Origin of the sequence: Streptomyces sp. NPDC029526, from assembly GCF_040637405.1 — a bacterium.
Lineage (GTDB): Bacteria > Actinomycetota > Actinomycetes > Streptomycetales > Streptomycetaceae > Streptomyces.
This window is the reverse complement of the sequence record NZ_JBEZWE010000005.1, coordinates 197,557-210,949: the sequence shown is the minus strand read 5'-3', so window position 1 is coordinate 210,949 and position 13,393 is coordinate 197,557. Positions and strand designations below refer to the sequence as shown.

Genomic DNA, 13,393 nt, shown 5'->3' with positions numbered 1-13,393 from the left:
GGCCGGCTCGCGCCGCCGGGCGGTGCTCACCTGCCTCGCGCTGACCTGGCTCAACCCCCACGTGTACCTGGACATCCGTACCCGGGCCGCTCAGCTCCCCGTGGCGGCCAGCCTCCCGCGTCCCGCGTCCAGCCAGAGACCGGCCGGCGGACCGAGCCGTACCGCTTCCACCGTCGCCAGCCGGTAGGCCGTCGCCGGGGCCGAGTGCGCCAGCATGCCCCGCACGCCGTGCAGCTGGAGCGAGAGCCGCGCGGCCTTCAGCGCGTGCTCCGCCGCCGCCGCGAGGATCTGCGGTGCCGCGGCGGGCGCCCCGGCGTCCCGGTCGTGCGCCCAGGCCGTCTCGTTGAGCAGCAGGTTCCAGCCGTCCGCCTCGCCGAGCAGCGTGGTGATGCGGTGGCTCACGGTCTGGAACTCCAGCAGTGGCTTGCCGAACTGCAGGCGCCGGCCCACATGCGCCCGGGCCGTGTCCAGGGCCCGGCCCGCGATCCCCAGGAGCAGCGCGGCCTGCCGCACCCGGGCCGCGGCGACCGCCCGCCGCCGCTGCGCCTCCACGACCGGCACGGGCTGGCCGGCCGCCGCTTCGAACCGCCAGCGCGCCGCCGGAGTGCCGAGCAGCCTGGCCTCCTCGCGCCGCACGGTCGCCGGGTCCGGCCGCACCAGCAGCCAGCGGTGACCACCGCCGTCCGTCGCGGCCCGTACCAGGGCGACGTCCCAGTCGGCCGCGGGCAGTGCCCCGCTGGTGCCCCACAGCAGCCCGTCACCGTCCAGGCGCACGGTCGTCGGTCCGTGCAGGCCGATGCCGACGGCGGAGCCCACGCCCTCGTGGATGCGGGCGAGCACGTCCTCCAGGCCGTCGACGCCGGCATCGGCGAGCAGTTCCAGGCACAGCACGGTCTCGCGCAGCTCCGGAACGGTCTCCAGGGCGCGGCCGAGTTCCAGGTGGACCGCGATGTCGGCGGTCAGTCCGAGGCCCATGCCCCCGAGGGAGAGCGGCAGCCCGACGGACGGCACGCCGACCGCGGCCAGTTCGCGCCGCGCCCGACCGGTGTGGGTGAGGGCGAGCGCGACGGCGTCGGCGATCCGGCTCTGGATCGGATCCTGATGCAGGTCCATGGTCAGCGCCGCCCCCCGCCGGCCCGGAGGGGTCCGGGGTCGGATTCGTGGTGCAGGCGGGCGCCCGCCACGATCTCCAGCAACACCTCGGAGGCACCGCCCGAGATGGTCATGCCGGCCGCCTCGCGGTAGGCGGCCTCCAGCACCTCGGTGGGCGAGGACGGCGGTCCGCCCGCCGCGACCGGCAGGCCGAGGCGTTCCAGCGACCACCACGCGATCCGCTGCGCGGTGTCGGAGTTGTGCCACTTGGCCAGCGACGCCTCGGCGATGTCCGGCTCGCGCTCCTGCAGGCGCTGCAGCGCCCGGCTGGTGAGCAGCCGCCCGGCGTCGAGCCGCGCCCAGTGCCGGGCCAGCTCCGAGATCTCGTCCTCACCCGCCTGCCGGCCGCTCGCCGTCAACTGCTCCTCGGCGAGCCGCAGCCAGTGCAGGCCGCGGGCGTAGTAGTCGACGCCGCTGCGCTCCGCCGAGAACATCCCGGTGATCAGGGACCACCCCTCGCCCGGTGCGCCCAGCAGGGCGTCGGCCTCCAGCCGGACCCCGTCCAGCAGCACGTCGTGGAACTGCTCGTCGGCCAGGCTGGGCAGCGGACGGACCGTCACCCCGGACGCGGACAGCGGGGCGAGGAAGAGGCTGATGCCCTCGTACTGGCTGACCGAGTCGTCGGTGCGGGCGGCGATCAGCGCCACGTCCGCGTAGGCCGTCTTGAGGTTGTACTTCTTGCGGCCGTGCACCGTCCACACACCGGTACGGGGGTGCTGCTCGGCGCGCGTGACGACTCCCGCGAGGTCGGATCCGTTGTCCGGTTCGGTGAACAGGATGCACGCCGCGAGGTCGCCGGAGGCGAGCCGGGGCAGCAGATCGCGCTTCTGCTCCTCCGTCCCGGACTGGAGGATGAGCGACCCCACGATCTGAACGGAAATGAAGTAGAGACTCTGTGGAACACCACGCCGTACGAGTTCCTCCATCAGGACGACGGTCTCGGTGAAGTCACCGTCCCGGCCGCCGTACCGCGAGGGCCAGGCCGGGGCCAGCACCCCGTGCTTGCCCAAGTGGCGGTAGAGCTCACGGGCATCGCCGTCCATGCCGTCCGCCCGCAACGCGACCGCGTTGAGCAGGTCGTCGACCGCGGGCGAGTACAGCACCTCGCGCAGCTCACGGCGAAACTCGTCTGTTGTCCGCAGAATGCTGAAGTCCATGGCCTCACCCTTGTCGAGACTTTCCTCACCGTACTAGAGTCAACATAATCAACGAAGACTGTTGATGGAAGTCGACATGACACCCGAGTTGGGGGAAGACCGCGATGACACAAGAGAGCGAGCTCCTGCGCCGGTTGCGGAGTCTGCCCGCCGAACGACGAGAGCAGTTCCTCCGGGGAATCGGCACGGTGGAGCGCGGGACCAGGGTGTCGCCCCTCACCTTCCGCCAGGAGCAGCTGTGGGTCTTCGACAAGGTGTCACCGGGCGACAGCCGGTACGCCCTCGCCTTCGCCTACACCCTCAACGGTGACCTGGACCGGGACGCGCTCTCCGCCGCCCTCGACGAGGTGTTCGACCGGCACACGGTGCTCCGCTCGGTGTTCCCGCACGACCACCCCACCGGCGAGCAGATCGTCAGGGGGAGGCCGAGCGTCCGGCTCACCGCCGAGACGGTCGGTGAGGAACGGCTGCCCGAACGCTGTGAGGCCCTGGTCCGTGAGGAACTGCGGCACGGCTTCGACCTGGACGGCGGGCCGATGATCCGGCTGAGGCTGCTGAAGGTCGCCGAGGACCGGCACGTCCTGCTGTGGTTCGCCCACCACCTGGTCTTCGATCCCCGGTCCGCCGGCGTCGTCCTGCGCGACCTCGCCGCCGCCTACGCCGACCGCACCGCCGGCCCTTCCGCCGGACGTCCAAAAGCCCGCGGACACGGCGCCCAGCGGCCCCAGTTCGGCGCCTACGCCGCCTGGCAGCGGGACTGGGCGACCTCCGAGGAGGCGGCCGGCCACCGGAACTGGTGGCGCGCAGCCCTCTCCGGCTGGGAGAGCACCGAGATCACCCCCGACCGGCCGCGCGGGCTCGTCCTCGACCTCACCGCGGGCACCGTGCAGCGCACCCTGGACGAACCGCTCGCCCGCTCGGTCGGCGCACTGGCCGGCCGGCTGGGCGTACCGGACCAGGACGTGCTGCTCGCCGCCTGCTTCGCGCTGGTGAGCCGTCTCACCTCACGCACCGATCTGCTCATCGGGGTGCCCGGTGACGTCTTCGGCGCCTTCGATCCCGACCTGCTGGTCGGCGACTGCGGTGAGCTGCTGCCCGTACGCGTCGACACCGACGGTGCCACCTCCTTCTCGGACCTGGTCCGCCACGCCCACGAGGCCCGCACCGCCGCTGCCGACCACGGCGGCCTGCCCTTCAAGGAGTTGCTGGCCGCCGCCGGGGTCGAACCGGACCAGGGCAGGCTGCCGCTGGTCCAGCTCGGTTTCGAGGTGACCCCGCCCGCGGTCCGGCGGGCCGATGCCGGGGACCTCACGATCACCCTGGAGCAGCTGGACACCGGCAGCTCCCCGTTCGAGTTCGCCCTCTCCGCCGAACTCGGCTCCGCCGCACCCGTCCTGCGGGTCCGGTACGCCACCAGCCTCTACACCCCCGAGACGGCCCGGCTCTTCCTGGACCGTTATCTGGGGCAGCTGCGCACCCTCTGCGACGCCCCCGAGGAGCCGTTCACCCGTGCCCCGCTGGCCACCGAGGACGAGCGGCGCGCCATTCTGACCCGGTGGAACGTCCCCGCCGGTGACACGGACACCCCTGGAGACCCGGACGGGGCGGAGACCGTGCACGAGGCGTTCGCCCGCACGGCCGCCGGCCACCCCGGCCGCACGGCGGTCACCGGCCCGCACGGCACTCTGACCTACCGTGAGCTCGACCGGCGGGCCAACGCCCTCGCCCACCGCCTGGCCGACATGGGCACCGCCCCCGGGGAGCTCGTCGGCGTGGCCATGCGGCGCACCCCGCGGCTCGTCGAGGCCGTCCTCGCGGTCCTCAAGTGCGGTGCCGCCTACGTGCCGCTCGACCTGGGCAACCCGGCCGCCCGCAACGAGGCCGTCCTCACGGACGCCGGGGTGCGCGTGGTCCTGGGGGACGCCGCGACCGCGGGGGAGCTGCCCGAGGGCCCCTGGCAGCTGATCGACGTCGAGACCCTCGGCGCGCAGGAGCGGCAGTCCGCGCCGGCCGTCGCGGCCCACCCGGCCGACCTGGCCTACTCGATCTTCACCTCGGGCTCCACGGGCCGCCCCAAGGGCGTCCTCGTCGAGCACCGCAACGTCACCAACTTCATCCGCACCACCCAGGAGATGTTCGGCCTCACCGCGGACGACCGCTTCCTCGCCTTCGCCTCCACCGGCTTCGACGTCTCCGTGTTCGAACTCTTCGGGGCGCTCCTCACCGGCGCGAGCGTCTACCTGGCCGACGAGGACCAACGCCGGGACATCTCCGCACTGGACCGCATCCTCGCCGACCAGCGCATCACCGTGATCGACCTCCCCCCGGCGATCATGGACCTGCTCACCCCGGAGAACTACCCCGAGCTGCGGGTCTGCTTCGTGGGCGGTGAGGCCTTCAGCGGCGAGCTCACCACCCGCTGGGCGGCCGGCGGCCGGGCCTTCTGGAACGGCTACGGGCCGACGGAGACCACCGTCACCGTCATCGCCAAGCGCTGCGAGGGAACCTGGCACGCCTCTCCGCCGATCGGGCGGGCCATGCGCAACCACCGGGCGTACGTCCTCGACGAGAAGCTGGACCTGCTGCCGCCATCGGCCTGCGGCCAGCTCGCCGTCGCCGGCGCCGGCCTCGGCCGGGGCTACCTCGGACGCCCCGACCAGACCGCCGAGCGCTTCCGGCCCGACCCCTACGGGCCGCCCGGTTCCCGGATGTACCTCACCGGCGACCTCGCCGGGTGGCAGAGCGACGGCGACCTCGTCTTCCGCGGGCGGATCGACCGCCAGGTAAAGGTCCGCGGCGTGCGCATCGAACTGGGCGAGGTCGAAGCGGCGCTGCTCGCCGTGCCCGAGATCGGACAGGCCGTGGCCCACGTGGTGACCGGCCCGCGCGGCGACAACCTCCTGGTCGCCTACGTCACGGGGGCGCCGGAGAGCCCGCTGCACCTGGACTCCGTGCGGACCAACCTGGCCGACCGGCTGCCGCCGACCATGGTCCCCACCTTCCTGGTGCCGCTGGACGACATCCCGCTCACCGCCAGCGGCAAGGTCGACCGCAAGGCGCTGCCCGCCGTCGAGTTCGCGCCGGTGGACGACGACGCCGACGACGGCGAGCGCACCGAGACCGAACGGCTCCTCGTGGACGAGGTGTTCAAGCCGCTGCTCGGCACCCCCAGGGTCGGCGACCACGACAACTTCTTCGCCCTCGGCGGCACCAGCCTCCAGGCGATCCGCATCGCCCCCAGGATCAAGGCCGTCTTCGGCGTCGAACTCCCCATCGCCGACTTCTTCCGCAACCCGACCGTGTCCGGCACCGCCCTGGCGGTGGACGCGCTCCTGGCGCGGACCCGCAGCCATCGGCAGAGCGTCCTCGACGTGCTCGCGATGGTGGAGAACCGCGACGACGAGGAGGTCGCCGCGCTGCTCGGAGCGGGTGACGCCGCCGGAGCGACGACGAAGGGAGTGACCCCGTGAGTGACCGAGGGACCGTGTTCCCGGCCGCCGCCAGGACGGCGGTGGACCCCGCGCTCGACCGGTTCCGCACCGTCGCGCGGACCTCGCGGGTACGCAGGCTCGCCCTGCGTCTCGCACCGCCCGCGCACATCGGCGAGGAACGCCTCGACGCGGCACTGCACGCGCTGGCCGCGCGGTACCCGCACAGTTTCGCGGCGACCCTGCGGCGGCCCGACGGGTCGCTCACGGTCGATCCCGACGCGGCGGGCATCACCGTCCGCCGGGTGCACCTGCCCGAGGACGCCGCCGCGCTCCTCCTGGAACGGTTCGAGAGCGAGCCGGACGAGCACGAGGCCCCGGCCGGCAGCGGGCCCTCCCTGGCGCGCGCCCTGATCGCCACCACCCCGGCCGGCCTCCGCCTCTCCCTGGTCCTCGACCGCATGCTCGTCGACCACGCGGACGCCGCCCTGCTGCTGTCCCGGCTGGCGGAGCTGTGCGGGCAACCCGAGGACGGGACCCGCCCCGGGCCGGCAACGGCCGGGACGCCTGCGCCTGCGACCGCGACCGGCCCGGACCCGGTGCCGGGCCCGTCGCCGGCTCCCGCCGGGGACCCGCCCCTCGCCCCGACGGACGAGCAGGTCGGGCGGTTGCGCAAGGAACTGCTCGGCGTGCCGTTCGACCACGCGCTGCCGCGCCTCCCCGCCGTCGGTGACTCCACGCGGGTCCCGGCCTGGTCGCGCCACTCCTTCGCTCTCCCCGCGGACCTCCTCACCGCTGCCGCGCGCCTGGCCGCACCCGGCGGGGACGGTTTCGCCGCCCCGCCCGCCGGCGGCCCCGCCGTCCCCGTGACCGGCGGTGATGTGCTCGTGGCCGCGTGGGCGCTGGTGCTGCAACGCTGGTCGCGGCTGGAGGAACTGGCGGTCGGCGTGGAGACCGACCGGACCCGGCCGGGGCGGCGGCCCCGGGGGGCCGTCGCCGAGGTGCTGCCCGTGGTGACCCGCACGGGCGGACTGCGGACGGTCGCCGGTCAGGTGGCGGACGCGGTGCGCCGCGGGCTCGACGAGGCGACGCTGCCCGTCCCGCTCCTCGCCCAGCTCGCCGGACGGCCGCTCTCCGAGGAGAGCCCCAGCCCGTACGCCTCCGTGGTCGCCCTGCGCCCCGCACTGCCCGCCGAGTGGCACGCGACGGAGGCCACCGACCCGGCCACGGAGACCGAACTCGAACTGGTGATCACATCCGGCGGTGCCGCCGAGATCCGCTACCGCCGCGACGTGTTCACCCGGCGCACGGTCACCGCACTGGCCCGCCACTTCGTCCGGCTGCTGCGCTCCGGACTCGACGCCCCCGACGCACCGCACCACCGGCTGGCCATGCTGGACGAGCAGGACACCCGGGAACTGCTCCACGAGTTCAGCGACCTGCCCGACCGCTGGGAGCCGCGCGCCGCCCTGCACACGCTCGTGGAGCGGCACGCCCGGCTCTCGCCCGGCACACCCGCCGTGGTGCGGGGCGCCGAGCGGATCACCTACGCGGAGCTGAACGCCCGCGCCAACCGGCTCGCCCACCACCTGACCGCCCGGGGCCTGCGCCGCGGCGACGTCGTCGCCCTCAGTCTGCCCCGCTCGGCCGAGTGGATCGAGGCACTCCTCGCCGTCCACAAGACGGGCGGTGTGGTCCTCCCGGTCGATCCGTCGGCACCGGCCGCCCGGCTGGCGAGCGTCTTCGCCAAGGTGCCGCCCCGGCTGGTGATCACCACCACCGCGGCCCCCGCGGCCGGGCTCCTGCCGGACGGCACCCTGCTCAGGGACACCCTCGACGGTGAACTGGCCGGTCTGCCCGACCTCGACCCGGGGCTGGACGTCCGCCCGGACGACCTGGCCTACGTCATGCAGACGTCCGGCTCCACCGGCGAACCCAAGGCCGTGTACGGCCAGCACCGGGTGATCGTCCACGCCGGCGCCTCGTTCGCCGACGCGACGCTCCTCGGGCCGGGGGACCGCGGCAGCTGGACGACCCCCACCGGGTTCGGCACCACCATGGCCGAGGTCGCCCGGATGCTCGTCGTCGGCGCCACCGTCCACGTGGCCGAGCCCGGCACCGTCGCCGACCCGCCCGCCTTCCGGGACTGGGTCGTGGCGAGCGGCATCCACTCCGTGTTCGTCGTCACCTCCGTCGGCAACAGCCTCCAGAACCTGCCCTGGCCGCCGGACACCGCCGTCCGGGTCCTCATCATGGGCGGCGAGAAACTGCACCGATGGGGGCCCTCCGGCCTCCCGTTCGAGGTGGCCGTCGGCTACGGCTGCCACGAGGCGCTGTTCGTGGCCAGCCCGCTCCAGCCCTGGGAGAAGCGCCTGACCGCGTCGACCGCCACCGCCCGGGACCGGCTCACCCCGCCGCCCATCGGGCGGCCCAACCCCGGGGTCCGGATGCGGATCCTCGACGACGAGGGCGAACTCCTCCCGGCCGGTGCCCTCGGCGAGATCTGGTTCGGCAGCCCCGAGGCCGCCCTGGGCTACTGGGGGGACCCCGCACTCACCGCGGACCGGTTCCGCCCCGACGCGCACGGCCCCGCGGGCAGCCGCCTCTACCGGTCCGGCGACCTCGGCCGCTACCGCCCCGACGGACTGCTCGAACACCACGGCAGGACCGACGACATGGTCAAGGTCCGCGGCTGCCGTGTCGAACTCGGCGACGTCGAGACCGCGCTGCTGACCCACCCCGGCACGGCGGAGGCGGCCGTGGTCCCCGTGCGCTCGGCGGCCGGTGACCTCCAGCTGGTCGCCTGCCTGGTGACCAGGCCCGGCCACGACGGGCTCGACGGCACCGAGCTGCGGGACTTCCTCGCCGAGCGGCTGCCCGACTACATGATCCCGGTCGCCTTCGTCCGCCTCCCGGAACTTCCCCGCAACGCCAACCGGAAGGTCGACCGGCGCGCGCTGCCCCCCGAGGACTGGCCGCTGTGGCGGGTCCGCGCCCCCTACCGCGAGCCCGCCGAAGGACTGGAGGCGACGATCGCCGAACTGTGGGCCGAGGTCCTCGGCGAGATCCGCTACGGGGCCGACGACGACTTCATGGACCTCGGCGGCGGCTCCCTCGACGCCGGACGCATGCTGGTCAGACTGCGACAGCGGGTGCCGCAGGAGGTGTCCCTGCAGGACCTGTTCCTCTTCCCGACGCCCGCGGCGCTCGCCCACCTGCTGTCGGGCCGCGCGGCCGCCTCCGCACCCGCCCTGCCGGCCATCACCCGCAGGCGGGCCTCATGACCGCGCCCGCCCCCGCGCCCGGGGCTCCCGCACCCTCCGTGTTCACCGCCGAGTCGCCCTGGGTGCGCCGCGCCGCGCGCCCGGGGCGGCCCCGGCTGCGACTGCTGTGCTTCCCGTACGCCGGCATGGGCGCGTCCCTCTACCGGTCCTGGCCGGCGTTGCTGCCCGAGGACATCGAGATCGTCGCCGTCCAGCCGCCCGGCCGGGAGGACCGCGCGCGCGACCCGCTGCCCTCGGGCGTCCCGGCCCTCGCCCGCGCGTGCGCCTTCGCCCTGCGCCCGTACACCACCGTGCCGTACGCGGTGTACGGGCACTGCGCGGGCGCCGTACTGGGCGCGGAGACCGCCCGGGAACTCGTGCGCCGCGGCGCCGCGCCGCCCCGGCTGCTGATCGCCGCCGGACACCGGGCCCCGCACCTGCCGGCCCGCGCAAGGCCCCTGCACACCCTGCCCGACGCGGACTTCCTCGACGGGGTCCGCGCCCTCGGCGGCATCCCCGAACGACTGCTCGGCAACGCCGCCTTCATGGAGTTCCTGCTGCCCCTGCTGCGCGCCGACTTCGCCCTGTGGGAGACCCACCGGCACCCGCCCGGCGCACCCCCGTTGCCGTTCCCCGTCCTGCCGGTGCGGGGCGACGCGGACACCGTCGTCACCGAGGCCGAGGCCGCCGCCTGGCGCGAGCACACCACCGCGCCGCCCCGGGACGTCGCCCAGGTGCCCGGAGGCCACTACTTCGTCAACGACATGACGCCGCAGGCCGTGGCGGTCCTGGTCGCGGCCCTGGAGACCACCCTGCTCCACCCGCCCGCCGAGTTGGAGGAAGCCTCATGACCCAAGCCCCGCCGCGGCCCGCTCTGGTCGTGGGACCCGAACCCGTGGTGCCGCCCGGTGCCGCGCGCACCCTGCAGGAGGCGCTCCTCAAGGCGGCCGCCGACGCCGGCGGACGCGGAACGGTCTACGTGCGTGCCGACGGCACGTGCGAGCGGCAGACCTACGCCGAACTCCTCGACGAGGGTCTGCGCGTCCTGGGCGGCCTGCAGGAGCTCGGCCTGCGCCCCGGCGACTCCGTGCTGCTCCAGTGCCACGACAACCGCGCCTTCGTCACCGGCTTCTGGGCCTGCGTGCTGGGCGGTTTCCTGCCCACTCCGGTGGGCGAGGCCCGTGACTACACGCGCGAGAACGCCGTCACCCGCAAACTCCACGCCGCCTGGACCCTGCTCGAACGGCCCGTCGTCCTCACCGACCGCGCACTGCGCGAACCGGTCCGCTCGCTCGCCGCGCAGTGGGGCGAACCGGCAATCCGGGCCCACGCCGTCGAGGACCTGATGGCCCACGCGCCCGGCCGCGTCGAACCGGTCACTCCCGGCCAGGACGTGCTGAACCTGCTCACCTCGGGAAGCACCGGCGTCCCCAAGTGCGTCCGGCACGCCAACCGCTCCCTGGTGGCCCGCACCTACGCGGCCATCGACGCGGGCGGCTTCACCGAACACGACGTCGCCCTCAACTGGATGCCTCTCGACCACGTCGGCGGCATCGTCATGTTCAACGTCCGGGACGTCTTCCTGCGCTGCGAGCACATCAACGCCCGCACCGAGAGCATCGTCGGCCGCCCGCTGACCTGGCTCGACCTGATCGACCGGTTCAAGGCGACCAACACCTGGGCGCCGAACTTCGCCTTCTCCCTGGTGAACGAGCACGCCGACGCCATCGAGCGGGGCAGCTGGGACCTGTCCTCCCTGCGCGACATCTGCAACGCCGGCGAGGCCGTCGTCGCCCGCACCGCCCGCCGCTTTGTCCGGCTGCTGCGCCCCCACGGCCTGCCCGCCGACGCCATGGTGCCCTGCTGGGGCATGTCGGAGACGTCCTCCGGAGTCACCTACTCCCGGCTCGACCCCGACGACCCGGCCGTCGGCACCTTCAGCGTCGACTCCGCGACCCTCGACACCCGCCTCGCCGAGGTGCCCCACGACTCCGAGCGCGCCGTCACCTTCACCGACGTCGGCGCGCCCGTCGCCGGGGTCCGCCTGCGCATCGTCGACGAGGACGGCCGGCTGCTGCCGGAGGGGCACGTCGGACGGCTGCACGTCTCCGGCACGACCCTGTTGCGCGAGTACCACGGCAACCCCGCCGCCAACGCGTCCTCCTTCACCGAGGACGGCTGGTTCGACACCGGTGACCTGGGCTTCCTGCTCAACGGCCGGCTGGCGCTCACCGGGCGGAGCAAGGACATGCTCATCGTCAACGGCGCCAACTACCCCTCGCACGAGGTCGAGGCCGTCGTCGAGTCCGTCCCCGGCGTCCGCGCCACCTGGGCGGCGGCCTGCCCCGTGCGGGACGGCGACACGGACGGTGTGGTCGTCTTCCACGTACCGGCCGAGCACGCGCCCGACACCCTGGAGCAGGACATCGCCTCCACCCTGGCACGGGACATCGGCCTGCACCCGCGCGCCGTCGTCGCCCTGTCGGAGGACGAGTTCCCGAAGACCGCCAGCGGCAAGATCCAGCGGGCCGAACTGGCCACGGCGTACGCGGAGGGACGCTACGACCGCCACCCGGACGACGAGGCCGACAGCTGGCTCCTCGCACCCGTCTGGGAGCCCGCGCCGCGGGCCGGGGGCGGCACCGGGCAGGACGTCCCCGCACGCCCCCCGGCCGAACCCCTGCTCGTCTACGCGCCCGAGGGCAGCGCCCTGCCGGTCGCCCTCGCCGACGACACGACGGGACCGGGATGCCCGATCGCCGTCGTCCGGGCGGGCGCGCCCGGCTCCCCGTTCCTCACCGACGGCGCGCTGAGCGTCACCATCGACCCGCTGGACGCCGGTCAGCACGCCCGCGCGCTCGACCACGTCGCCGCCGGTCTCGGAGGCGTGCCCGAACACGTCCTGCACGCCTGGGAGTACACCGCGGACGTCCCCGGCGTCCCCGATCCGCAAGGTGCCGTGACCGGGGTCCTGCTGGCGCTGCGCGCGCTGGCGGCCGGCTGCCCGCACGCCAAGGTCACCGTACTGACCCGCCACGCCGCCGCCGTCGGCGACGGCGACACCGTCGACCCGGGCCGGGCCGCGCTCGGCGCCCTGGTGCGCACGGCACGCGCCGAGCGGACCGTCGCCGCCGTACGCCTGGTCGACATCGCCGCGGACGCCGACGACACGGCGGCCGTCGCCGCCGTGCGCGGCGCGCCCGCCGAGGACGTCAGCGCCGTGCGCGCGGGCCCCGTCGTCCATGTGCAGCGCCTGCGGCCCGTGCCCGAACCCGGCACGCTCGCCGTCCCCCGCGAGATCCTGCCCCCCGGCGGCACCGCGCTCGTCACCGGCGGGCTCGGCGGGATCGGGCGCGAGGTGGCCGGCCACCTGCTGTCCGCGCTCGGTGCCCGGCTGCTGCTCACCGGCCGTACCCCGGAGGCGGAGCTCACCGGCGAACGCCGGGCGGCACTGGAGGAGTTCAGGGAACTCGGTGACGTCGCGTACGCCGCCGTGGACGTGGCCGACGGCGCCGCGCTGGAGGCCGCGGTGGCCGCCGCCGAACGACGCTGGGGCCGTGCCGTGGACGTCGTGCTGCACCTGGCCGGGGCCGACGTGCGCGGGCAGTGGGACGCGCTCGACGCCCACACCCTGACCGCGCAGACCACGGACGGCCTCGCCGCCATGATGCGGCCCAAGGCGGGCGGCGCCCAGGCCGTCGAGCAGCTCCTCGCGGGACGGCCCGGCACGGCGGTGGTGCTCTTCTCCTCCGTCAACGGCTTCTTCGGAGGCAGCTCCTTCGGCGCGTACGCGGCGGCCAACGCGGCGCTCGACGGCTACGCCGCACGCTGGGCGGCCCGGGGCCGGACCGTGCGCTGCGTCGCCTGGAGCATGTGGGACGGCACCGGCATGAACGAGGGCAGCCCGCTGGCGGCCGCCGCCCGCCACCGCGGGCTGCGGGGCATCGACCCGGCGCGGGGCGTGCAGCTCCTGCTGGCCGCCCTCGCGCGGCCGGAGACCTGTCTGCTCGCCGGGCCCGACCCGGCCAACGAGCACATCGCGCCCTACACCACCGGCGTGCGCGGGCGCGGCCCGGCGGGGCCGGCCCGGGCCGCGTACAGTCCCCCCGAGGGCGAACTCGAGCGCGAGATCGCCGCGGTGTGGGCGGACGTCCTGGGTGTCGACCGCGTCGGCCGCGACGACACGTTCTTCGTCCTGGGCGGCGACTCCCTGCGCGTCATGCGGATGATCGGACGGCTGAACGAACGCTTCGCCGCGTCCCTCCCGGTCTCCGCCGTCTACGACCACCCCACGGTCCGCGTCCTCGCGAGCGCCCTGGCGGCCTGAACCGCGACCGCGCCCCTCCCGGCGACGGCGGCACCCACCCCCGGGTGCCGCCGTCGCCTTCGTGCG

At 74.8% G+C, this 13,393-nt stretch carries 6 protein-coding genes; 4 read left to right on the top strand and 2 right to left on the bottom strand.

Going from position 1 to position 13,393, the window contains the following annotated elements:
* Nucleotides 1-90: 90 nt before the first annotated feature.
* Both AB0F01_RS15525 and AB0F01_RS15520 read right to left on the bottom strand, forming a co-directional pair.
* Nucleotides 91-1,113, bottom strand: a complete 1,023-nt coding sequence (locus AB0F01_RS15525; RefSeq protein ID WP_362094885.1) for an acyl-CoA dehydrogenase family protein — start codon at nt 1,111-1,113, stop codon at nt 91-93.
* 2 nt (nt 1,114-1,115) lie between these two features.
* Nucleotides 1,116-2,309: an acyl-CoA dehydrogenase family protein gene (locus tag AB0F01_RS15520; RefSeq protein WP_362094883.1), complete on the bottom strand. Its 1,194-nt coding sequence runs from the start codon at nt 2,307-2,309 to the stop codon at nt 1,116-1,118.
* A gap of 104 nt (nt 2,310-2,413) precedes the next feature.
* Here AB0F01_RS15520 and AB0F01_RS15515 point away from each other — a divergent pair, with 104 nt between their 5' ends.
* Genes AB0F01_RS15515 through AB0F01_RS15500 form a run of 4 tightly spaced genes read left to right on the top strand, consistent with a single transcriptional unit; the run spans nt 2,414 to nt 13,327 of the window.
* A complete protein-coding gene (locus tag AB0F01_RS15515; RefSeq protein ID WP_362094880.1) occupies nt 2,414-5,779 on the top strand; it encodes an amino acid adenylation domain-containing protein in 3,366 nt (1,121 codons plus the stop codon).
* Complete coding sequence (locus AB0F01_RS15510; protein ID WP_362094877.1) at nt 5,776-9,021, top strand: non-ribosomal peptide synthetase; 3,246 nt, start codon at nt 5,776-5,778, stop codon at nt 9,019-9,021. The genes AB0F01_RS15515 and AB0F01_RS15510 overlap by 4 nt, the downstream gene beginning before the upstream one ends.
* The gene (locus AB0F01_RS15505) at nt 9,018-9,851 is read left to right on the top strand and encodes a thioesterase domain-containing protein (protein ID WP_362094874.1); all 834 of its coding nucleotides are present in this window, start codon (nt 9,018-9,020) and stop codon (nt 9,849-9,851) included. Before AB0F01_RS15510 ends, AB0F01_RS15505 begins: the two co-directional genes overlap by 4 nt.
* Nucleotides 9,848-13,327, top strand: a complete 3,480-nt coding sequence (locus AB0F01_RS15500) for an SDR family NAD(P)-dependent oxidoreductase (protein ID WP_362094871.1) — start codon at nt 9,848-9,850, stop codon at nt 13,325-13,327. The genes AB0F01_RS15505 and AB0F01_RS15500 overlap by 4 nt, the downstream gene beginning before the upstream one ends.
* Nucleotides 13,328-13,393: the final 66 nt, after the last annotated feature.

Excerpts from the sequence above, each read along its gene's own strand:
- AB0F01_RS15525 (WP_362094885.1), bottom strand. The coding sequence starts at position 1,113 with ATGGACCTGCATCAGGATCCGATCCAGAGCCGGATCGCCGACGCCGTC.
- AB0F01_RS15520 (WP_362094883.1), bottom strand. The coding sequence starts at position 2,309 with ATGGACTTCAGCATTCTGCGGACAACAGACGAGTTTCGCCGTGAGCTG.
- AB0F01_RS15515 (WP_362094880.1), top strand. The coding sequence starts at position 2,414 with ATGACACAAGAGAGCGAGCTCCTGCGCCGGTTGCGGAGTCTGCCCGCC.
- AB0F01_RS15505 (WP_362094874.1), top strand. The coding sequence starts at position 9,018 with ATGACCGCGCCCGCCCCCGCGCCCGGGGCTCCCGCACCCTCCGTGTTC.
- AB0F01_RS15500 (WP_362094871.1), top strand. The coding sequence starts at position 9,848 with ATGACCCAAGCCCCGCCGCGGCCCGCTCTGGTCGTGGGACCCGAACCC.